Origin of the sequence: Chengkuizengella sediminis, assembly GCF_010078385.1 — a bacterium.
Classification (GTDB): Bacteria; Bacillota; Bacilli; order Paenibacillales; family KCTC-33759; genus Chengkuizengella; species Chengkuizengella sediminis.
This window is the reverse complement of sequence record NZ_SIJC01000002.1, coordinates 161908-184443: the sequence shown is the minus strand read 5'-3', so window position 1 is coordinate 184443 and position 22536 is coordinate 161908. Positions and strand designations below refer to the sequence as shown.

General features: G+C 34.9%; 18 protein-coding genes and 2 pseudogenes. 5 read left to right on the top strand and 15 right to left on the bottom strand.

Annotated elements, in window-relative coordinates; genetic code table 11:
* Positions 1 to 196: 196 nt before the first annotated feature.
* From icmF to EPK97_RS05420, 5 genes are all read right to left on the bottom strand, one after another.
* Positions 197 to 3442, bottom strand: coding sequence for a fused isobutyryl-CoA mutase/GTPase IcmF (icmF, locus tag EPK97_RS05440; protein ID WP_162035931.1), 3246 nt, complete (start codon positions 3440 to 3442; stop codon positions 197 to 199).
* Positions 3443 to 3529: 87 nt separating this feature from the next.
* Entirely contained in the window at positions 3530 to 4669 is a 1140-nt protein-coding gene (locus tag EPK97_RS05435; protein ID WP_162035596.1) for an acyl-CoA dehydrogenase, read from the bottom strand.
* 21 nt (positions 4670 to 4690) lie between these two features.
* Positions 4691 to 5824: an acyl-CoA dehydrogenase gene (locus EPK97_RS05430; RefSeq protein ID WP_162035595.1), complete on the bottom strand. Its 1134-nt coding sequence runs from the start codon at positions 5822 to 5824 to the stop codon at positions 4691 to 4693.
* 94 nt (positions 5825 to 5918) lie between these two features.
* Positions 5919 to 6770, bottom strand: coding sequence for a 3-hydroxybutyryl-CoA dehydrogenase (locus EPK97_RS05425; RefSeq protein WP_162035594.1), 852 nt, complete (start codon positions 6768 to 6770; stop codon positions 5919 to 5921).
* A gap of 225 nt (positions 6771 to 6995) precedes the next feature.
* On the bottom strand, positions 6996 to 8174 hold the full coding sequence (locus EPK97_RS05420; protein WP_162035593.1) for an acetyl-CoA C-acetyltransferase: 1179 nt from the start codon (positions 8172 to 8174) through the stop codon (positions 6996 to 6998).
* 403 nt (positions 8175 to 8577) lie between these two features.
* On the opposite strand from EPK97_RS05420, the pseudogene EPK97_RS05415 reads away from it, so the two are divergent.
* From EPK97_RS05415 to EPK97_RS05410, 3 genes and pseudogenes are all read left to right on the top strand, one after another.
* Positions 8578 to 9717: pseudogene (locus EPK97_RS05415) on the top strand (S8 family peptidase); the annotation flags it as partial.
* Between the two features lie 111 nt (positions 9718 to 9828).
* Positions 9829 to 10329 (top strand): annotated as a pseudogene (locus tag EPK97_RS22530) (choice-of-anchor J domain-containing protein); the annotation flags it as partial.
* Positions 10330 to 10522: 193 nt separating this feature from the next.
* Positions 10523 to 11131, top strand: coding sequence for an FMN-binding negative transcriptional regulator (locus EPK97_RS05410; RefSeq protein ID WP_162035591.1), 609 nt, complete (start codon positions 10523 to 10525; stop codon positions 11129 to 11131).
* Positions 11132 to 11173: 42 nt separating this feature from the next.
* Here the strand turns inward: EPK97_RS05410 and EPK97_RS05405 are convergent, their stop codons facing one another.
* On the bottom strand, positions 11174 to 11752 hold the full coding sequence (locus EPK97_RS05405; RefSeq protein ID WP_240903704.1) for a GNAT family N-acetyltransferase: 579 nt from the start codon (positions 11750 to 11752) through the stop codon (positions 11174 to 11176).
* A gap of 35 nt (positions 11753 to 11787) precedes the next feature.
* The gene (locus EPK97_RS05400) at positions 11788 to 12660 is read right to left on the bottom strand and encodes a DNA/RNA non-specific endonuclease (RefSeq protein WP_162035590.1); all 873 of its coding nucleotides are present in this window, start codon (positions 12658 to 12660) and stop codon (positions 11788 to 11790) included.
* 185 nt (positions 12661 to 12845) lie between these two features.
* Here EPK97_RS05400 and EPK97_RS05395 point away from each other — a divergent pair, with 185 nt between their 5' ends.
* Complete coding sequence (locus EPK97_RS05395) at positions 12846 to 14540, top strand: M3 family oligoendopeptidase (protein ID WP_162035929.1); 1695 nt, start codon at positions 12846 to 12848, stop codon at positions 14538 to 14540.
* Between the two features lie 111 nt (positions 14541 to 14651).
* Here the strand turns inward: EPK97_RS05395 and EPK97_RS05390 are convergent, their stop codons facing one another.
* Complete coding sequence (locus EPK97_RS05390; protein ID WP_162035589.1) at positions 14652 to 15578, bottom strand: hypothetical protein; 927 nt, start codon at positions 15576 to 15578, stop codon at positions 14652 to 14654.
* 795 nt (positions 15579 to 16373) lie between these two features.
* Between EPK97_RS05390 and EPK97_RS05385 the strand changes: the two genes are divergently transcribed.
* Complete coding sequence (locus tag EPK97_RS05385) at positions 16374 to 16571, top strand: hypothetical protein (RefSeq protein ID WP_162035588.1); 198 nt, start codon at positions 16374 to 16376, stop codon at positions 16569 to 16571.
* Positions 16572 to 16660: 89 nt separating this feature from the next.
* On the opposite strand, the gene EPK97_RS05380 is transcribed toward EPK97_RS05385, so the two are convergent.
* The 7 genes from EPK97_RS05380 to EPK97_RS05350 form a co-directional block, all read right to left on the bottom strand.
* A complete protein-coding gene (locus EPK97_RS05380; protein ID WP_162035587.1) occupies positions 16661 to 16858 on the bottom strand; it encodes a hypothetical protein in 198 nt (65 codons plus the stop codon).
* Positions 16859 to 17063: 205 nt separating this feature from the next.
* On the bottom strand, positions 17064 to 17495 hold the full coding sequence (locus tag EPK97_RS05375) for an SRPBCC family protein (protein ID WP_162035586.1): 432 nt from the start codon (positions 17493 to 17495) through the stop codon (positions 17064 to 17066).
* Positions 17496 to 17572: 77 nt separating this feature from the next.
* Positions 17573 to 18418 carry a helix-turn-helix domain-containing protein gene (locus EPK97_RS05370; protein WP_162035585.1) on the bottom strand — a complete coding sequence of 282 codons (846 nt, stop codon included), beginning with the start codon at positions 18416 to 18418 and terminating at the stop codon, positions 17573 to 17575.
* A gap of 192 nt (positions 18419 to 18610) precedes the next feature.
* Positions 18611 to 18907 carry a ferredoxin family protein gene (locus tag EPK97_RS05365; protein WP_413789488.1) on the bottom strand — a complete coding sequence of 99 codons (297 nt, stop codon included), beginning with the start codon at positions 18905 to 18907 and terminating at the stop codon, positions 18611 to 18613.
* Between the two features lie 2 nt (positions 18908 to 18909).
* Positions 18910 to 20205, bottom strand: coding sequence for an FAD-dependent oxidoreductase (locus EPK97_RS05360; RefSeq protein WP_162035583.1), 1296 nt, complete (start codon positions 20203 to 20205; stop codon positions 18910 to 18912).
* On the bottom strand, positions 20198 to 21223 hold the full coding sequence (locus EPK97_RS05355; protein WP_205690231.1) for an electron transfer flavoprotein subunit alpha/FixB family protein: 1026 nt from the start codon (positions 21221 to 21223) through the stop codon (positions 20198 to 20200). Before EPK97_RS05355 ends, EPK97_RS05360 begins: the two co-directional genes overlap by 8 nt.
* Entirely contained in the window at positions 21223 to 22050 is an 828-nt protein-coding gene (locus tag EPK97_RS05350) for an electron transfer flavoprotein subunit beta/FixA family protein (RefSeq protein ID WP_162035582.1), read from the bottom strand. Before EPK97_RS05350 ends, EPK97_RS05355 begins: the two co-directional genes overlap by 1 nt.
* Positions 22051 to 22536 lie beyond the last annotated feature (486 nt).

The following is a 22536-nucleotide window of genomic DNA, read 5'->3' as shown; positions in this document are numbered from 1 at the left end:
TCCTTCTAAAAATTTCATAAAAAAAACAATATTTTTTGGTAGCGCTTATATAAGAATAAAATTGAAAATTTTCCTTTATATGTTTTGTAAAAAAAAAACTTCTAATTTATAATTAGAAGTTTGTTAAAGTTTGTTACATCTAAAGTAACTTGAATATTTTCCTATACTTAACAAAAATATAAAATTGAATCTCCATCTACATGTTCCGTCGATATTGCCCGCCTACTTCGTACAAAGCTTTTGTGATTTGCCCCAAACTCGCTACTTTTACTGTTTTCATTAATTCTGCAAAAATATTTTCTCCATTTATTGCTTTGGTCTTCAAACGATTTAAGGCAAAGCTTGAATGTTCTTTATTTCTCTCCTGGAAGTCATTCAAATTACGAATTTGGGTTTCTTTTTCTTCCTTTGTCGCCCTTGCTATTTCCATATTATTCACTTCTTCATCAGATGGTGGATTCGGATTGACATATGTGTTTACACCTACGATCGGTAATTCACCTGAATGTTTTTTCATTTCGTAATACATGGATTCTTCTTGTATTTTTCCACGCTGGTACTGAGTTTCCATGGCACCTAATACTCCACCACGGTCATTGATGCGTTCAAACTCTTGTAGTACAGCTTCCTCAACAAGATCTGTAAGCTCTTCTATTATAAAAGATCCCTGCATTGGATTTTCATTCTTTGTTAGTCCATGTTCTTTAGTTATGATCATTTGAATCGCCATTGCACGACGAACAGATTCTTCTGTTGGTGTGGTTATCGCTTCATCATAAGCATTTGTGTGTAAAGAATTACAATTGTCCTGCAATGCCATCAACGCCTGAAGTGTTGTTCGAATATCATTAAAATCGATTTCTTGAGCATGTAAAGAGCGCCCTGATGTTTGTACATGATATTTAAGTTTCTGACTTCGCTCATTTGCTCCATATTTATCACGCATCACGGTTGACCAAATACGACGAGCCACCCGACCAATCACAGTATATTCTGGATCAAGACCATTACTGAAAAAGAAAGAAAGATTAGGAGCAAAGTCATCAATATTCATTCCTCGACTTAAATAGTATTCAACATAGGTAAATCCATTTGACAATGTAAATGCCAGCTGTGAAATCGGATTGGCACCTGCTTCTGCAATATGATAACCAGAAATCGATACAGAGTAATAATTACGAACGTTCTTTTCAATAAAATATGCCTGAATATCTCCCATCAAGCGTAAAGCAAACTCTGTTGAAAAAATGCAGGTGTTTTGCCCCTGGTCCTCTTTTAATATGTCAGCCTGCACAGTTCCTCTTACGGATTGTAAGGTATTATTATTCACATCCATTTGTTCATCTTCTGTTAAAGAGCGTCCCAATTCCCCTTCCATCTTCTGTATCTGCTGTTGAATAGCAGTGTTTAGAAACATAGCCAAAATAATAGGAGCAGGTCCGTTAATTGTCATCGATACAGAGGTGGTTGGAGCACATAAATCAAATCCATCATACAACTTATTCATATCATCAAGCGTACAAATACTCACTCCACTTTCCCCAATTTTTCCGTAAATATCAGGGCGAACGTCTGGATCTTCACCGTATAAAGTAACAGAATCAAAAGCGGTGCTTAACCGTTTTGCTGTATCATCCTTTGACAAATAATGAAAACGACGATTCGTTCGTTCTGGTGTCCCTTCACCTGCAAACTGACGTTTTGGATCTTCACCTTCACGTTTAAAAGGAAAAACACCTGCAGTATATGGAAAGGAACCAGGCACATTTTCTTTATAAACCCAGCGAATAATTTCCCCGTAATCTTTGAATTTGGGTAAAGAGACTTTGGGAATTTCTAATCCTGATAAACTTGTTGTCGTTAGCTCAGTGACAATTTCTTTATCACGTACCTTGGATATAAATTGTTTAGAGTTATATTTTTGCTTTTGATCCTCCCATTGTTCTAAAATACGTCTGGATGAAACAGATAATTTTTGGTTATAGTCCTCTATATAACCTTTTAAAGGTGTTAATATCTCTTGATCTTTTTCCTTCAATATATTTAATGTACCTTCAATCTGATACAACCCTCGAGCTATGTGTTCTTGTTCTTCTGCCTGCTGATGGTATCTCCTTACAGTTTCCGAAATGTCACGTAAGTATTGCCTTTGTTTATTCGGGATGATGATGTTTTGTTTTTTAATTTCTTTCTCTTTAATTAATGAAGTCGTCCAATTTAAACCCAATTTCTCATTCAGTTTTTCAATTAAAGCAACAAACAATGTATTTGTTCCTGCATCATTAAATTGACTTGCAATTGTGGCATAAACGGGCATTTCATCTAATTCCTGTTCAAATAACATATGGCTGCGTTGAAACTGCTTCTGCACCTGATTTTTTGCGTCCTCTGAACCTTTTCTCTCAAACTTATTAATGACAATTAAATCTGCAAAATCCAACATATCGATTTTTTCAAGCTGAGACGGTGCTCCGAATTCACTTGTCATTACGTATAAACTAACATCACAAATTTCAGAGATTTCCGCATCTCCTTGTCCAATTCCACTTGTTTCAACAACGATAACATCAAAATCCGCTGCTTTTACTACAGCCAGTGCATCATGAATCGCTAAAGATAATTCAGATTTTGATCCTCTCGTTGCCAAACTTCTCATATATATACGAGGTGAAAATATCGCGTTCATCCGAATTCGATCCCCTAATAACGCTCCACCCGTTTTTTGTTTTGTTGGATCAACAGATAAAATAGCCACTTTTTTATTTGGAATTTCATTTATAAATCTACGAATCAACTCATCCGTAAGTGAGCTTTTTCCAGCTCCACCCGTCCCAGTAATACCGATCACAGGTACTTTTCGAGTCAATTGTTTGACTTTATTTATCACTTCGCTTGCAGGTTCATAATCATGATTCACACTCATTTCTGCAGCAGTAATCATCCTAGCAATGGAAACAGGCTTCCCATCTCTTAGTTTCGTTATTTCTTCTAAAATATTGTTATTGATAGTTAAAAAATCACATTCTTCTAACATTTTGTTAATCATGCCCTGTAATCCTAATGTTCTACCATCCTCAGGTGTAAAAATACCTGAAATTCCGTATTCATGTAATTCTTGAATTTCACGAGGGATAATCACGCCACCCCCACCACCATAAATCCGAATATGTGATGCACCTTTTTCATTTAATAAATCATACATGTACTTAAAATATTCAACGTGGCCACCTTGATATGAGGAGATCGCGATGCCCTGCACGTCTTCTTGAATGGCTGCATTCACCACTTCCTCTACAGATCTATTGTGACCTAAATGAATAACTTCTGCACCACTTGCCTGTAAAATTCGTCTCATAATGTTAATGGATGCATCGTGTCCATCAAAAAGGCTAGATGCTGTGACGAATCGAATATGGTTTTGTGGACGATATATTTCTTCAATACTCAAAAGAAATACCCCCTTCAGTAATCTTATTATGTTTATGATTATGATTAACATACCTATATAACTCACTGAGTTGAGGCAAGTTTACTTTGTTAACATTCTTGAAATAACTAGTTTTTGAATTTCTTGCGTCCCTTCATAAATCTGGGTAATTTTAGCATCTCTCATATAACGTTCTACAGGATAATCTTTTGTATACCCATATCCTCCAAAAATTTGTACAGCCTCTGTTGTCACCTTCATTGCCGTATCTCCTGCAAACAACTTAGACATGGCGGATTCTTTGCCGTATGGTAAACCCTTTGACTCTAGCCAAGCTGCCTGATAGGTCAATAGTCTTGCCGCTTCAATACTAGTAGCCATCTCTGCAAGTTTAAATCCAATTCCTTGCTGATTGATAATTGGTTTACCAAATTGATGTCTTTCTTTAGCATATTCCGTTGCAGCATCCAGTGCACCTTGCGCAATACCTACCGCTTGTGCGGCTATACCGTTACGTCCTCCGTCCAATGTTTTCATCGCAACCTTAAACCCTTCGCCTTCTGCTCCTAACCTATTTTCCTTTGGAACACGACAATCTTCAAATATGATTTCTGTGGTTGGAGAGGAACGAATACCAAGTTTTTTCTCCTTTTTACCTACCAAAAATCCTTTAAAATCTTTCTCTACAATAAATGCACTTGTTCCCTTATGTTTGTTAGAAGGATCTGTTAGAGCGAACACAACATAATAATCAGCTATACCCCCATTTGTTATAAAAATCTTTGATCCATTAAGAATATAGTCATCCCCATCAAGTTTTGCTGTCGTTTTCATACCCCCTGCATCTGAACCAGATCCAGACTCTGTTAATGCATATGCTCCGATAGATTCACCTAACGCCATCGGTTTTAAATATTTTTGTTTTTGTTCTTCTGTGCCAAACGTATAAATAGGCCAACCAGCCAACGAAGTATGTGCAGATAACGTAACTCCTGTTGAAGCACAAACACGAGAAAGCTCTTCAACAACGATACAGTACGCTAAATAATCACTACCTATGCCTCCATATTGTTCTGGCCAAGGAATTCCTGTTAAACCTAATTCGGCCATCTTATCAAAAATCTCACGATCAAAACGTTCTTCTTCATCACGTTCAGCCGCCGTATGTGCCACTTCATTTTTAGCAAAATCACGGATCATTTCTTGAATCATGGAATGCTCTTCAGTTAATTTAAAATTCATAACCATCTACCTTTCAGCGATTTAAAGTTCTTTACTAATTACGATTTTTTGAATTTCACTAGTACCTTCATATAGCTGCGTCACTTTTGCATCTCTGAATAAACGTTCAACTGGGTAATCCTTTGTATAACCATATCCACCATATACTTGTATAGCCTCTGTTGCAACTTCCATCGCAGCATTCGATGCAAATAATTTTGCCATTGATGCTTCTTTTCGGCATGGCAATCCCTGTGATTTTAAGAAAGCAGCACGATAAACTAATAATCTTGCAGCTTCAACAAGCGTTACCATATCTGCTAGTTTAAATCCTATCCCTTGCTGCTCGGCAATCGGTTTTCCGAATTGCTCACGCTCTTTCGCGTATTTTATTGCATGCTCTTGTGCTGCCTCAGCAATACCTAATGCTTGTGCAGCAATGCCTATTCGTCCTATTTCTAAATTTGCTAATGCGATTTTGAACCCCTGTCCTTCCAAACCTAATAAATTTTTAGCGGGGATCTGCATATTTTCAAAAATTAACTGAACAGTCCTTGAACCATGTAAACCCATTTTATGTTCGTCTTTCCCAAACACTAAACCTGGGGTATTCTTTTCAACTATAAAGGCAGAGATTCCACGACTTCCCGTTTGAGTTTGATCCGTTCTAGCAAAACAAATATAAGTGTCTGCTTCACCACCATTTGTCACAAACATCTTGGAACCATTCAAAATATATTGATCTCCTTGTTTAATGGCTTTCGTTTTGAGACTGCCTGCGTCTGATCCTGAACTTGATTCCGTTAAACAAAAAGCACCCAGATAAGTCCCTGAAGCTAATTTCGGTATATACTTCTCCTTCTGCTCCTGTGTTCCAAAATAAAGAATCGGGTTCGTTCCAACGGAAGTATGGACAGATAAAATAACACCTAATGTAGCACTTACCTTAGATATTTCATGAATGGCAATAATGTATGAAGTAAAATCCATTGCTGCTCCACCGAATTGTTCAGGTATTGTAATTCCCATCAGCCCAAGTTCAGACATTTTGCTAATGATCTCTCTAGGGAATTCTCCGTTTTCTAATCGATCTAAGGAAGGAGTAATCTCATTCTCTGCAAAATCACGAACCATTTTTCTAAGTATTTCTTGTTCTGGCGTAAATCTAAGGTTCAATATTCATTCCCCCTGACATTCACTTTTTATATATTATAAGATATTCTACAACGATATCATTTTTGAACAATCACTTTATTACGACATTTATTCATTATTCATAGGTGAAAAATCCTTTTCCTGATTTTCTTCCTAACCAGCCTGCTTTAACATATTTTCTTAACAACGGGCAAGCACGGTATTTATCGTCACCAAAACCATCATGTAGGATTTCCATTATATACAAACAAGTATCCAAACCGATAAAATCTGCGAGTGTTAATGGACCCATCGGATGATTCATGCCTAACTTCATGACTTCATCAACCGCTTCGGGTGTTGCAACTCCCTCATAAACTGTATATATTGCTTCATTTATCATCGGCATTAATATACGGTTAGAAACAAAACCTGGAAAATCATTTACTTCTACAGGTACTTTGTTCAGTTTTTTTGTTAAATCTTCAATAATTTCATACACCTCATCACTCGTTGCTAACCCCCGAATGATTTCCACTAACTTCATCACGGGCACTGGATTCATGAAGTGCATACCGATCACTTTTTCAGGTCGTTTTGTTGCTGCTGCAATTTCAGTAATAGGAAGTGATGAAGTATTAGTTGCTAAAATTGTGTGTTCTGATGTGATGGAGTCTAATTTAGCAAAAAGATTTGACTTTACCTCCATATTTTCAACGGCAGCTTCAATTACCAAATCCACTCCACTTACATCATCTAGAAGTAAATTCGGATTAATTCGTTCTAAAACAGAATGTTTCTGTTCGTTGCTTAAGCGCTCTTTTTCAACTTGGCGTGATAAATTTCTTTGAATGGATTCAATGCCTCGATCTATACTTTCTTGGTTTATATCATTTAAAACGACATCAAACCCTGACATGGCACAAACTTGTGCTATACCAGCGCCCATTTGCCCTGCACCAATCACCATTATTTTTTGAATATTCATATGAACTCCCCTCCGTTTAATTCCTAAAAATGAAATTTGATACTAATAAGTGTTCAAAAAGTTCAGTTTTCAGTACCTAGAAACCACGTGATCCTTTATTAAAATCAGACACGTCCAACAGAGGTTTCCATCTAAAATCAGGCACATTCTGTACGCAATCATAAACTATAACATCTTGTGGTAATTCTGAACCAGTTCATGGTTTGAACAACCTCTATTATTCATTTACACTTCTATTAATAGGGCATCTCCTTGTCCCCCACCACTACAAATCGCTGCAATTCCTAATCCTCCACCTCGTCTCCTTAATTCATGAATCAGAGTGGTAACAATTCTTGCTCCGCTAGCTCCTATTGGATGACCAAGTGCAACGGCACCTCCGTTGACATTGATTTTATTTATATCCAAAGATGCGATTTGTTTACTTGCTAATGCCACTGCAGCAAAAGCTTCATTTATTTCAAACAAATCAATATCGTCTGCAGTTTTCCCTGTTTTTTGTAATAATTTATTAATAACAAGACCAGGAGTTTTAGGAAAATCTTTCGCTTCTACTGCGATTTCTGCATGCCCTAAAATAGTAGCAAGGGGCTGTTTGCCTTCACGCAGAGCACGTTCCTCATCCATTAATACGAGTGCAGCTGCACCATCATTCACTCCTGGAGCATTTCCAGCTGTGATCGTTCCCCCATCTCCAAATACAGGTTTTAATGATGTAAGCTTTTCTAAGGATGTATCTTTTCTAGGAGCTTCATCATGTTCAACAATCTGAATTTGACCTTTTTTACCAGGGACTTCAACAGATACAATCTCTTCAGCTAACTTCCCTGCCTCAATAGCATCAAGTGCCTTGTGATGACTTTCAAAAGCCCATTTATCCTGTTCTTCACGAGTAATTCCGTATTCTTCAGCAACTCCATTTCCATATATACCCATATGCACACCAAAAAAGCTACAAGTTAAACCATCATGAATCATCATATCTTTGACGCTGTTATTACCCATTCTTAAACCCCAACGTGCTTTGTCCATAAAGTAAGGTGCATTACTCATGGATTCCATACCACCAGCTACGATCACTTCCTCATCACCTGAACGGATGATTTGATCTCCTAATGTAATACTTCTTAATCCTGATGCACAAACTTTATTTATCGTTTCCGTTTTGATATCCCAAGGTATATCAGCTAATCTAGCAGCTTGTCGTGAAGGGATTTGCCCTTGGCCCCCCTGCAATACAGAGCCCAAAATAACTTCATCTACATTATCAGGGTTAACTCCAGCACGAACTAGCGCTTCTTTTACAGCTAGACCACCTAACTCAACGGCTTTTAACGAACTTAAACCCCCTCCAAATTTTCCGAAAGGTGTACGAACTGCACTTAAAATCACTGTTTTCCCCATAAAAATTCCTCCTTATTCCATTGGATACAAAGGTTATATTTATCTTGTATGCGCTTCCATAACAGATGTATTAAATTAATTTATACAACTCTATTATATAGGAAAAAAATAAAAATAGAAATATGTTTCATTTTTTATTTTTATTACCAATTTAACGTGTTAAAATGGTTATGTGTTAGTTAGATGCTCTATTAACATGCATAATTTTTAATTAAACTATAATTGATATTCATGATAAACAAAGGAAATGTTTCAATTTCATAAAAATTGATAATATAAACTTTTATGTTATATATTTACAAAATTCAGAATATTCTGTAAAGTATGACTTAGGGGATAATTTGATAGTTAAAAGAAATTAGGTGATGGCTTTTGTAACAAAAAAATTATCGGAGGGTGAGCAATGAAATTAAAACGATTATTTTCTGTTTTTATGGCAATTGCACTAATTCTATCTTTTTCAATTACTAGTTCAGCAGAGTCTACTTCACAAGACAGTACAATCATAGTAAAGTTCAAAGATAAAACTTCCAACGAGATGAAAAAACTAATCCATCAAGAAGAAAAAGCAGAGGTCTTAAAGAAAAATGAACAAATTGGTTTTGAAGTTGTAAAAGTCAAAGGAAAATCTGTTGAGAAAGCCTTAAAACAATATAAAAACAGAGCAGATGTAGAATATGCAGAACCTATTGTTGAATACTACGCTCTATTTACTCCAAACGATCCACTTTATTCAAGTAACCAATATGGTCCTCAAATCATGGATGCCGAGAATGCTTGGGATATCGAACAAGGTAGCTCATCTGTTGTCGTTGCTGTTATTGACACAGGAGTTCAAGCAAATCATGAAGATTTACAAGGGAAAGTAATCGCAGGTTATGACTTCATAGATAATGATAATGATCCTTCTGATGGAAATGGTCATGGCACACATGTAGCCGGAACAGTCGGAGCAATTACAAATAATAGTGTAGGAGTTGCTGGTGTAGCTCCAAATGTTAGTATCATGGCTGTACGCGTGCTGAACAATTCTGGTTCAGGAACAAATCAAGGAGTTGCAGATGGAATTACTTATGCTGCTGATAATGGTGCAGATGTAATTAACTTAAGTCTTGGAAGCACTGCTCCTTCAGCAGCAGTAGAAGATGCTGTTAACTATGCTTGGAATGCTGGAGTTGTTGTCGTATGTGCTGCTGGTAATGCAGGAAGTACTAGTCCACATTACCCAGCCTACTATACAAATTCATTAGCAGTGGCTGCTACAGATTCCAACGACAATAAAGCATGGTTTTCTACTTATGGATCTTGGGTAGATGTGGCTGCACCTGGTGAAGATATTATTTCTACGTGGAATAATGGTGGATATAATACGATCAGCGGAACATCTATGGCTGCACCACATACAGCTGGTTTAGCAGGCCTACTTGCATCACAAGGTTTAACAAATGTTGAAATCCGCGATAGAATTGAAAGTACAGCAGATCCTATTCCTGGTACAGGTAGCGACTGGGAGCATGGAAGAGTTAATGCATTTGCTGCAGTAAGTGGGGGGGATGTCCCTGGTCCCGGTCCAGATCCAACTGTAGTATTTGAAGATGATTTCGAAACGAATAAAGGATGGTCTGCAGATCCTAACGGAAGCGATACTGCTACAACAGGTATGTGGGAGCGTGCTAATCCTGAGTCTACAAGCTACAGCGGAACGAAACAACAAGGAACAACACCAAGTGGAAGTTATGATCTTGTAACAGAAGGAAGTGCAGGAAGTTCTGTTGGTGCGAATGATATTGATAATGGAGACACAACTATAGTATCACCAACAATTTCACTTCCAACTGATGGCACACTTACATTATCTTTCTCTTATTACTTAAGTCATTACTCTAATGCTACTAGTGATGACTACTTCCGTTTGAATCTCGTACGCTCAGGTGGAAGTACAGTAACTTTATTTGAAGAATTAGGAACTTCCAGTGATCAAGATGCGGCTTGGTCGGAAACATCAATTGATCTTTCTGCTTATGCTGGAGAAGATGTTCAGCTTCAATTCGAAGCGGCAGATGCTAGCACTCCTAGCTTGGTAGAAGCTGCAGTAGATGATGTCAAAATCGTACAAAGTACAGCATCCACTTTAATAGAACAAGCGATAGATTAAAGACTGTTTTTAAATAAACTATCATATTTAACCCCTAATCATATTTGATTATAAAAGTCATCCGTAAACATCCTAAGCCCTTATTGATCTGGGCTTAGGATGTTGTTTGTTTCAATCATCTTTAGTATTGAACAAAACCAATCCATTTGTTATATTTTACATAAATTCAACTTGTGATTAGGAGAGTGCATAGATGTATATTCCAAGAGCTTTTGAAATACAAGATAAAGAACAAATTTTTGAGTTTTTAAAGAAAAATAGTTTTGGAATGTTAGTTTCTAATCATGATCAGCTCACTGTTTCACATTTACCTTTTTTGATAGATCAAAAAAACATGAAATGTTACGGTCATATGGCAAAAGCCAATCAACAATGGAAAGAGTTAAATGGGCAAGAGGTGTTAATCGTTTTTCAAGGACCACACGCTTATATTTCCCCTCAGTGGTACAATGAAGAAAAAACAGTACCTACTTGGAACTATATGTCCGTTCATATTTATGGGGACTTTATTATTCAAAATCAAGACGAGCATGTCATCGAACAACTAGAGTCTATGGTCAATACATATGAATCTGCTTTTGAAACACATTGGAAAGCTGATTTTTCCTCAGATTACAACCAAAACTTAGTAAGACATATTGTGGGATTTGAAATTCTGATCAAGGATATACAGTGTAAATTTAAATTGGGGCAAAACCATCCTATTAAGAGAAGGAAAAATACGATCATGGGATTAAGAGGAACGAACCAACATGAGTCTAGTCAAATCGCTGATGCGATGGAGAAAACACTAAAGAAATAAAAATTCAAATTTAATACTCCCTCTTGGGAGTATTATTGTTTACTATAAGAATTTCAACTTTTCCCATTCCTCTCGTAACATCCCCATCTTAACAGAATCATAATAATCCCCGTCTACGATTCTAGCTTTTCTAATTCTTCCTTCCTCAATCATTCCAATCCTACTAGCTAAGCGAATCATTCTCTCGTTTCCTGACCAAGTAGAAATCCCTACTCTTACAACATCCATCTTTTCAAAAATATAATCCGTCCATAAAGAAAAAGCTTCTGTGCCATACCCACCAGACCAATAACTAGAGTCATAAATGACAATTCCATTACTAAGCCAATTCGTACATTCATCCTCCCAATACCAACCTACTGTACCAATTAAATTCCCATCAACTTCTATAACCAATATATTTCTCGGTTGAACAGTCCTTACTTTTATTAAATCATTCTTATGGTCTTCCACAAACTGTTTAAGTGTCTTTTTTGGTCTAGTGTAATAAGGACCGTTCCACTTTAAATGTTCTCTATCTTCGGCTTCATAATTATAATAATATATCATTTGAACATCTTTTTCTGCTAAATCCCTTAGAATAACTTTTTGACCTATTATGTTAATCATATTAGCTTGCATAGTTTCCTCATTCCTAGTAATCATTCTACATGACGTTAATTTTTCTTCTCACGTTCAATAATTAAATCCTGTTTACCACGAATTTTATAACGCTCTGGCGTATGAATATTTTTACCAAAAGTAAACTGGTTTGACCAAAAGAACAATGGATTCGTATCATATAATACTTCTTCAAACTCTATACCCGAAATTTGGCTAATCATACTTAGTGGTACTTGATAATTTTCGATGGTTTTAAACAACTTACCATATTCATTAAACCAAAAATCATCTTGTTTAACCACAAAAGCTAAGGAACGTATTTCCTTTTTTTTATTAACATAAAACATAACCTTCCAAAAACCAGCAGGTATTTGAATACCACAACCTAACTTTTTATCTTCCCCACAATACTCCCTATCATGATCTGTAAAAATGGGACCTGTAAAAATCGAAAGTTTTTTCAAGTAATTATCATCATTCTCTAAGATCCAATTTTCAATTTGATTCCACACCCCTTGATTAATTTCACCGTGTTGTAAAACGATATTTCCCCAGCAAAAAGAATCAAAATTCGCTTGTTTTGCTTCTTCTAGACTTCCCCAGCAAACGTCTTTTCTTCGAACCATATGTCCTCGATCCCAGGGGTTACTTCTATAAAACTCGTTTCCAATCTGATTCTCCACACCCATCCGATTGCAAAAATGCCAATCATCTTTTCGCCTAACGTTTTTCATCGTATTTTTGTCTATATTATTAGCACCATAAATTAGAAATCTGCGCCTTTTATTCATCACTAAAGAAAAGTGTGTATAGTGAAACAGTTCACCACAATTTAATGCATCTAATTTTGTTTGATCAATTAACCTTGGTACTGGGATACTGTAATCATTTCCTAAGAAGTTGGGATCGAAACCTTTTTTATTCATACGTTGTCCCTCCTTATTTTAGTATACTGTGTTTTTAAATATTATGACATATTATATGGAAGTTGTTGTTATTTAGTATAGAAAGAATTTATAATGGAAAAGGAATTGATTACTTTTATCGAATATATATATATTAGGTTTAAATTAAAATAGAATGGGTGGATGGTATGGAAGTGAAAAACAATATTAAATTTGAAAAAATGGAATACGTAAGACCAGATGTAGAAAATATTGAACAACAATTTCACGTTTTATTAGAAGACTTTAATTCAGCTGAAAATGCTGAGCAACAAGTTCAATCCATGAAAAAGATAAATGAAATCCGCAATTCATTTGATTCTATGAGTCAACTAGTTTACATAAGACATACTGTGAATACTAACGATGAATTTTATAAAAAAGAACAAGACTTCATGGATGAAAAAACACCGATTATGCAAAACATTACTAGTAAATTCTACAATGCACTTGTTCATTCAAAATTTCGAGAAAAGTTAGAGGAAAAATGGGGAAAACAACTCTTTGATTTAGCAGAACTAAGTTTAAAAACTTTTTCACCTGACATCATAGAGGACTTACAAAAAGAAAATAAATTATCTAGTGAATACGTAAAGTTAATTGCATCTGCAAAAATTAATTTTGAAGGGGAAGAACTTAACTTAACACAATTAAATGCGTATACCCAGTCCCCAGACCGTATATTACGAAAAAAAGCCGAAAATACAAGAACTGACTTTTTTGTTGAAAATGAAGAACAGATTGATAACATTTATGACCAGTTAGTGAAAGTCCGCACCAAAATTGCAAAAACTTTAGGTTATGATACTTTTACACAGTTAGGTTATAACAGAATGTCGAGAACAGATTATGATGCTAAAATGGTCTCCAACTTTAGAAAACAAGTTAGGGAAACTATAGTACCTATAGCAAATGAACTTCGTCAAAGACAACAAGAACGTATAGAAGCACCTACTCTATACAACTATGATGAGAATTTCAACTTTAAATCTGGGAATGCTGCTCCTAAAGGAGATGCAGAATGGATTATAAATCATGGTAAAACAATGTATAAAGAACTATCCCATGAAACAAATGAATTCTTTCAGTTCATGTCCAACAATGAGTTAATGGACTTAGTAAGTAAAAAAGGGAAAGCAGGTGGCGGATACTGTACTTATATTAGTGAGTTTAAATCTCCTTTTATTTTTTCAAACTTTAATGGTACTTCAGATGACATTGATGTATTAACACATGAAGCAGGTCATGCCTTTCAAGTTTATACAAGCCGTTCTTTGGATATACCAGAATATAACTGGCCTACGGCTGAAGCTTGTGAAATTCATTCTATGAGCATGGAGTTTTTAACATGGCCATGGATGGAATTGTTTTTTGAAGAAAACACAGAAAAATACAAATTCGCTCATTTAAGTGGAGCTATCTTGTTTATACCTTACGGTGTAGCTGTTGATGAATTCCAACATTTTGTATACGATTATCCAGAAGCCACACCACAGCAAAGAAAAGAAAAGTGGAGAGAACTTGAAAAACTATATTTACCACACCGTAAATATGATGATAATCATTATTTAGAAAACGGTGGTTTTTGGCAAAAACAATCTCATATATTCAATATTCCTTTTTATTACATTGATTATACTTTGGCACAAATTTGCGCCTTACAATTTTGGAAAAGAGCACAAGAAACCCCTTCTGAAGCCTGGAAAGATTATTTGCACTTGTGTAAATTGGGTGGCTGTAAATCTTTTATTAAACTTGTGAAAGAAGCAAATTTAATTTCACCATTTGAAGACGGTTGTGTTCAGTCTGTAGTGGGTGATATTGAAACATGGTTAAATCAAGTGGATGATAAAAAACTTTAATATACACAAAAAGTAATGAGCACTAGTGTGAGTTCATAAAAAAGACGATTTGCCCTCTTAACATAAGGGAAATCGTCTTTTTATCTGAAATAAATGAATATGGATTAGAGGTTATCTAGTACTAAAACTAATACCTGTATCATCCATATTACTTACTTTTGTAGCACCTGATATATTCATTTGTCCAGTTGCAAGACTTATACCTAAACTACCAATCCCTACCTCTGTATGTGCGTAATGACCAAAGACATTTCCAGTTGTAAAATTGTTGTTAGCTAAAGTCGTATTGAAATACATATATCCCCTATTATTACGTACTTGGTATATTGAGTCGGTAGCAAATAAATCGTATTCAAAAGCGATTCCGGCAGTTGACTTTTGTGTTGCGGAATTACTAGTAACATTTTTAGTATCTTGGTAATTCCCAAATACAGAATAACGATCATAAGTATATTTAAAAAATTCAGAATTTTGATTATAAGTAAAAGCATCTGAATAAGAGATTCCAACTACGTCTCTCAAAGCGAAATATGGGGTTGTTAGCCATTCGAAATCATGTTTAAAACGGTATTGTCCAGTATAATCTCCGCTTGAGTCTACATACTTGGTAACATATGTTGTAACTGACATCCAGGATGTTTGCTCTGAATCAGATATAGTATCATTTAAAGTTGAAAATTCTATATTTTGCAATTCCTTTTCTTCTTTCCATTTTTTTATGTTATCTTTTGCAATTTTTTCACTAACTTCTTTAACCTTATTATTTTTTGCATCTACTTCAAACCATTTTTTTTGTTTTCCTATTACTTCACCATATAATCCCTCTTGCAATTTATACTCTTCAATGTTCATTTGATCTATATCTTCTAATGTAAAGCCTAGTCCTTGTAAACGTTTAATTTCTTTGCCTGATAGTTTCGATACATCTTTTACTAATAAATTATCATCAAATGCATTCAAGTTAGTAGATGCATTTGAAACAGCTCCTTGACCAATTAATAATGAGATTACTAACATAATAGATAATATTTTTTTCATTTTACATTCTCCTCTAATAATTATTTTATTATATCTGAATTCATGAGGTAACTTTCATAAAATTAAAGATACAAAGAGGTTTTAGTATAAAAGTGAAAAAATCATTCTAAAGATGGACCTCATATTGAACCTGTTCTCGATTAGTATGTAATTCCATGGTGTGCCGATCAATATCTTAATTTTTTAAATTGATTAAAATTTTCTTTCATTCATTAGTTTGAAAAGCTTTTCATATTTATTTTGCTAGAAAAATTCGTTAATAACAGTTAGTGATCAATAATTAGATTTGTTTTGATAGGGAATAGCTAGTTTCATCTTTTCTATATAATATCTTTTTCTCCAATTCTCCTTTCCTTTTTTAATTACTATTTCTTTATCTTTAATAAACACACCCCTTTCTTGCAGATTCATGATTAATTCTTTTTAACCACCAAAAATTAGATAGTTATCTCTAACAATTATAATTATATAATAATATGAAAAAATATACAATAATAGATTAATATGTTTATATGCTAATAATTAGATTTAAATCCCAAAATATAGTTTCATATGCCCACCGAACTTATCATAAAATGGGGGAGTTCTTCAAATTATATCTATACCAAAAGCCCTTTTTTTAGAAAAAGGGCTTTCGTACAAACCAAACTATTTCTCCAATGCATAAATTAAATAAAAGTGAAAGTGAAATGGAATTAAATTCTGTATAACTGTAATTTTGAAATTCACATAATGTGATTAATACCTATAGGCAATATATTTTTTGAATCTCCTATTTAATGAAGAGGTGAAAAGGTGGACAGATGTAAATGTTTTTTAGGTTTATGCTTAGGTGCTTTCATTGCATTAGCAGGGATTGCGATTGACTTAGGGATCGCTGCCAGTGGTCTTGTCATAGCAGTTTCAAGAAACCCGAGTCTTACTGATCAACTCTTACAATTCACTATCTTTATAGCAGTCATACCTAGTATCATTATTTTTCTAATTTCCTGAGACCAGCCTACGCCTCTGTTGCACTAAATTCATACATTCTATCCATTCCTTAAAAACATAAAATCCATCTAATGATGGATTTCTGCAAATTAACCTTCTGTTTTATTCCACTCTTCCATTAAACTATCAAATTTTTCCATAACTTTTTTATGTTCTTCGTTAAATTCTTCTAAACTTATTACACCTTGGTCAGCTAATATTTTTGTTAACGCAATGATTTTTGCATCTGTATTTATACTTTGTTCTATCAAACCCTTTATTGATAGTTTGTCCATCATTTTATCCATTAAATAACATCCTTTCTGAACCAAATACTATTACAGCTATAATAACATGAAAAGTTTATCATTATAAATTTTTAAATATCTTACTAGATAAATCTTGCCAAAATGGTGGCGTTAGATTCGTTACTAACACCCCTCCCATATCAAAAATCAATTGTGGTTTTGTATTCATCTCTATATGCCCCTATTCCAGTTTCTGTTAATTAGTTTAAGTTTTTTCAATGACATCTTTCAAAGTCTTTAACTGTCCACTATCTGCTTTTCTAATGGCGATGTTTATCAAAGGCGCAATGATTTTAACCATACCTGATGCCTCGCATTTTGCTACAAGTGAAACTTTTGTTGTGTTATCTGATTGTTTTGTTAAAGAGTATGTGTAATCTGCTCGAAACTTGCCTTGAATAGAGGTAAATGTAAAGCTCTTAAAAGGATTAAATTGTGTAATCGTTGATGTTCGCTCCTTATCTCTTGCTTTGAAAGTAAAGTTTGTCCCATTTTTGACTTGTCCTGCTGTATTTTTTTTCATATAAGGTATATTTGGCATCCATTTAGGAGCATTTTCCTCCATAGCAATTATAAACTGCCACACGTTCTCTATATTTTCTTTCACTACTGTACTTTCAGAAAAAACTTCGCTCACTTTTTTGACCTCCTAGAATCATTTTTCATTTACGATATTATCTTATATCTTCCCCTGAAAAATATATTGTAAATTCTTTACCTGTTCAGAGGCACAAATTTGACATCCTCCCCTTTTTGTAATTGCTCTCCATAAATTTCCTTTCTTGAAGAGATATATTCAGTAGGAGACATTCCAGTAAAAGCAAGAAAATCTTTATTAAAATGAGCCTGATCATAATAATGGTTTGTTAAAGCAATTTCTAACCATGAAACATCCTTAGATGGATCAATTGTGTTTAATACTTGATGAAAACGCAGTACACGCATAAGTTTATTTGGAGTTAATCCGATGTTTTCGTTGAATTTTTGAATTAAATGTTTTTGACTTACTCCGATTTCTTTACTTATGGATTGAATAGTTGTATCTATCTGCATTTTATTTATTTTATACAGGGCAGGAACTATGATTTTAAAACGATCTTCATTATCTTTTAATTTCTTCAATAATAGCTCTTCTAAAATGATAAACTGTTTATTTATATCTTCCTCTTCGTACACTCTCTCCCTAGCTTCCTTTACAAAGGAACTCCAGATAAGTGACATGTCAATGATCTTCGATTCTAACTCCTTCATAGAGAAATTAAAAAATGCACTCCCACCTCCAGGTTTGAATCGAATTCCGATCATGTTACTATCCCCTAGAGATTCTACTAACAAATGCTGTGTATGTAAACCAACAATCCAAGCTTCTTTATTGATTTGAAAGTTCATAGGCTTTGAGGGCTCAACCATTGCTTTATGAAAACCTCCAAAGTTTATAATTAACTCCATATGTTCAGTTGGAAGTATTTTTTCTTTTCCTGTGGCAGTTTGTCCTTTTACTCGCCATAAACAATCAATATAGAGAGATATAGGATATTTTGGAGTATATGAAATGAACATTAGTTTTCCTTCTTTATTTATTAGTATGGTTAAATAGAATTTTATCATATATAAGTTTTTATCTTTATTGTAGTCATATTACAAATTAAAAAATACGGCTACCAGGTCAATTTTCTATATTTATTTCAAATATTAGATGAAAATAAGAAAAAAGACACCGCCTTAATAGCAGTGCCCTTGAATTTTTCTCTATTATCCTAATCTAAATATAATACCATGTCCGCCTTTTGGATATTCCCATTTGATGTTTTCATGTGGACAACCAATACGGCAGCTTCCACATTCATGACAGCCTTCATATCCTACATGCATCCGAATGTCTTCCCACTTGTACACTTCTGCTGGGCAAAAAATTGTACAAAGTTTATCTGGACATTTTTCTATACAAACATCATGACTCAAGACGTGTAAATGTGATTCTGTATCTGCCTTAAATCGGATCAGGTATTGTTTTTCCTCAATCGTTTGAGCATTTTTGTTCTCTTCCATATTTATTTCATCACCTTCCATGCACGATACATGTCTTTAACAACTGTAAATGTGCCTTTATCTTTGGTAAATGTTTTTAGAGCTTCCTTCTGTTTGTCTCTTTTAGAAGTGCCGTCAACGGTTAAAAAGCTGCTGGCAGCACGATTGATCATCGGAATGTAATCTTTAAAATATTGTGGTTGTTCCTCAAAGGTATGATTCGCATCTTTATACTTTTTCAAATCCTTACCTATAAAGCTGTCAAGGATAGCAGTTTTATAACTGGATAAAGTATCTTCTGAAAAGTCCCCTTTTTCTTTTGCTGCAATGATCGTTTCTGCTGCAAGAGTTCCAGAAGCCATAGCCATATTAGAACCTTCACGATGAATACCATTCACCATCTGTGCTGCATCTCCAACTAGTAACACACCATTGCCGTACAACTTAGGAATGGAATAATATCCACCTTCAGGAATTAAATGAGCTAAATATTCCGCAGACTCTGCTCCTTTAATAAGTGGACTCACCATCGGATGGTTTTTTACGTATTCTATCAATTCATATGGTTTCATTTTGGCTTTAATCATACTTGAAAGTGTTGTTCCTACTCCTAAATTCAAGCTGTCTTTATTTGTATATATAAAGGCAGTTCCTAGATTTCCTTTTGTTGCATCACCAAATAATTCTATCGTAACCCCCTGATTATCCTTAACATTAAAACGATCATTAATGACCTCTTTCGGAAGGTTCAAAACTTCCATGACCGTGAGTGCAACTTCATCTGGTTTTAGTTCGTTGTGATAACCTAATTTTTTCGCTAAAAGTGAGTTTACACCATCTGCAAGCACAACCACATCTGCATAAACGTCCCCATCTGGACGATCCGTTCTTACCCCCACTACTTTTCCATCTTCCACAATACATTCCAACACTACGGTTTCATTAATAAGTAGAGATCCCACTTCGACTGCTTTATTCGCGAACCACTGATCAAACTTAGCTCTTAGAATTGTATAATTATTACAAGGCTCTTGTTCCCAATCGTTATTTTTCACACTTGTGGTGACCATTGAATTTCCATCCAACAGCCAAGCTCTTTGTTCCACAATGGCTCTTTCTACTGGTGCATCCTTCCAAAACTCGGGAATGACGGCTTCCATTTGTTTACGATAAAGCACGCCCCCCATCACATTTTTAGAACCAGGGTATTCACCACGTTCAATCTGTAAAACTTTTAATCCTGCTTGTGCACATTTATAAGCACAGGAAGTACCGGAAGGTCCAGCTCCTACAACAATCACATCAAATTTTTCAGGCATGTTTCAACTCACCATCCTCTTGTTTTAAAGCTGTTTTGAATTCTTCGATTAATATCGGTAAAATCTCAAGTGCATCTCCAACTACAGAATAAGTAGAAGCATCAAATATAGGAGCATTTGGATCTTTATTGATCGCTATAATAAGTTCTGAATTTTTCATCCCAACAACATGCTGCACGGCTCCAGATATCCCGATGGCAAAATAGATTTTTGGTGTAACTGTAATTCCCGTCTGTCCAATTTGATGATCGTGTCCAACCCAACCCGCTTCAACTACATCCCGGCTCGCGCCAACACTACCTCCTAAAACTTCTGCTAATTCATGAATTAACGTAAAACCTTTTTCATCCCCAAGTCCTTTTCCGCCTGCAACGATGATGTCCGCTTCGTCAAGTTTCAACTTTTTCTTTGTATCTTTCACGATTTCCAATACTTTTGTGCGTAAACTATCTTCATTAACATCCAAAGATTCCTCGATGATCTCCCCTTTGCGTCCCATCTCAGGTTGCAGTGCTTTCATTACCTTTGGTCTGACGGTCGCCATTTGTGGTCTGTGTTTTTTACATAAAATCGTAGCCATAATATTTCCACCAAACGCAGGACGACTCGCTTCTAGTAATCTCGTTTCCACTTCTACATCTAACATCGTTGTATCTGCTGTTAATCCCGTACACAAATCCGTCGCAACGGCACTTGCTAAATCTTTACCGTTTGGTGTAGCTCCAAACAGGAAAATTTCAGGCTGATATTTTTCCGCAAAGTCATTGACACCCTTCATAAAAGATTCTGTACGATAGTTCTTTAAGATAGGATCATCCATCACATAAACTTGATCTGCTCCATATTCAAATACGGTTGGGCATAGATGTTTGACTTTATCTCCTAAAAGAACACCGGATAGAGGAACATCCAGTTTATCTGCAAGCTTGCGGCCTGCCCCTAATAACTCCAATGAAACGTTTACAATCCGTCCTTCCTTTTGTTCCATGTATACCCATACACCTCTGTTGTTTTCCATCAGGCTCTCCCCCTCTTTTTCTCAAAAAGCTCAGGTTTTTCAAGCAGTAAGGATACTATTTGTTCCGATTGCTGTTCAGCGTTTCCTTCTATTTTCTTCCCACCTTCAAGTTTTGGAGGGGCAAACATTTTCGATACAATTGTTGGTGATCCTTTTAAACCTAGCTGTTTTTTATCTACATCGTTTAAATCATCCACTTTCCATATCGTTGGTTCGTAACGCGCTGCTTTAATCATATTTGGTAGTGGTGAATAAGATACTGGATTAATATCTTTTTCCACTGTTAATAAACAAGGTAAACTGGATTCGATCATCTCATATCCATCTTCTAATTTACGTTTTACTACCACTTTTCTTTTCTTTTGATCCACTTCTTTAATTTCAATTACATTCGTAATCGGGGGAATATCTAATCTTCTAGCAATCCCTGGTCCCACTTGACCCGTATCCCCGTCGATTGTTTGTTTTCCACATATAATGATATCTACTGGTTTTTCTTCTAGCATTTTTTCAAACGCTTTATAAAGTGCATAACTTGTTGCTAATGTATCTGCTCCAGCAAAAAAACGATCTGAGATCAGATACCCATCGTCTGCACCGATTTCAACACATTTTCTAATCATCTTTACAGCATTAGGAGGTCCCATAGATAATACGGATACGGTACCACCAACTTTTTCTTTTAATCGAACACCTGCTTCAACGGCATGAGAGTCAAAAGGATTAAGTATAGCTGGTATTCCCCTTCTGTCTAACGTATTTGTTTTTGGATTAACTTTAATGATTCGAGTGTCAGGTACTTGTTTTACGCAAACCACGATGTGCATGTCTAAAATCTTCCCCCTTGTAAAATGAAATATATATCAATCACAAATATGTGATTGTATTCACATAGTTAAACCTAAGATGACCTCCACCTTTACTGGTTATCACTAGAATCGGTTAGATGGGTTATGTGGAATGAGATTTATTTAATTCATTAATAATAAATTGTAAGTGCTTACACAAAGTGCAGATTCATTCATATATGGTTAAGTAAGTTAAATAAATAATGAGTTAGGTTGAATTTTCAAGTGTAGTTAGATTAAAATCCCTGTAATTGTAGGTCATTTTATAATATTTATGTGGAATCCATTGTGAGTAAGATTGTTTTCATTAAAGTTCATAACTAGATTTATCATCTGTGTATCATGAGGTAAGATTAAATTACGTTGATTGTGAAAGTACTTTTTTTCACATATTATTATATCACAACATTTACACATTTTGATTAAAAATTTAGATTTTTCAAAACATTTGAGAATAACGCCTAA

Coding starts and splice junctions, on each gene's coding strand:
- EPK97_RS05435 (WP_162035596.1), bottom strand. CDS start 4,669: ATGAATTTTAAATTAACTGAAGAGCATTCCATGATTCAAGAAATGATC.
- EPK97_RS05425 (WP_162035594.1), bottom strand. CDS start 6,770: ATGAATATTCAAAAAATAATGGTGATTGGTGCAGGGCAAATGGGCGCT.
- EPK97_RS05420 (WP_162035593.1), bottom strand. CDS start 8,174: ATGGGGAAAACAGTGATTTTAAGTGCAGTTCGTACACCTTTCGGAAAA.
- EPK97_RS05410 (WP_162035591.1), top strand. CDS start 10,523: ATGTATATTCCAAGAGCTTTTGAAATACAAGATAAAGAACAAATTTTT.
- EPK97_RS05405 (WP_240903704.1), bottom strand. CDS start 11,752: ATGCAAGCTAATATGATTAACATAATAGGTCAAAAAGTTATTCTAAGG.
- EPK97_RS05400 (WP_162035590.1), bottom strand. CDS start 12,660: ATGAATAAAAAAGGTTTCGATCCCAACTTCTTAGGAAATGATTACAGT.
- EPK97_RS05390 (WP_162035589.1), bottom strand. CDS start 15,578: ATGAAAAAAATATTATCTATTATGTTAGTAATCTCATTATTAATTGGT.
- EPK97_RS05380 (WP_162035587.1), bottom strand. CDS start 16,858: ATGGATAAAATGATGGACAAACTATCAATAAAGGGTTTGATAGAACAA.
- EPK97_RS05370 (WP_162035585.1), bottom strand. CDS start 18,418: ATGTTCATTTCATATACTCCAAAATATCCTATATCTCTCTATATTGAT.
- EPK97_RS05365 (WP_413789488.1), bottom strand. CDS start 18,907: ATGGAAGAGAACAAAAATGCTCAAACGATTGAGGAAAAACAATACCTG.
- EPK97_RS05360 (WP_162035583.1), bottom strand. CDS start 20,205: ATGCCTGAAAAATTTGATGTGATTGTTGTAGGAGCTGGACCTTCCGGT.
- EPK97_RS05355 (WP_205690231.1), bottom strand. CDS start 21,223: ATGGAAAACAACAGAGGTGTATGGGTATACATGGAACAAAAGGAAGGA.
- EPK97_RS05350 (WP_162035582.1), bottom strand. CDS start 22,050: ATGCACATCGTGGTTTGCGTAAAACAAGTACCTGACACTCGAATCATT.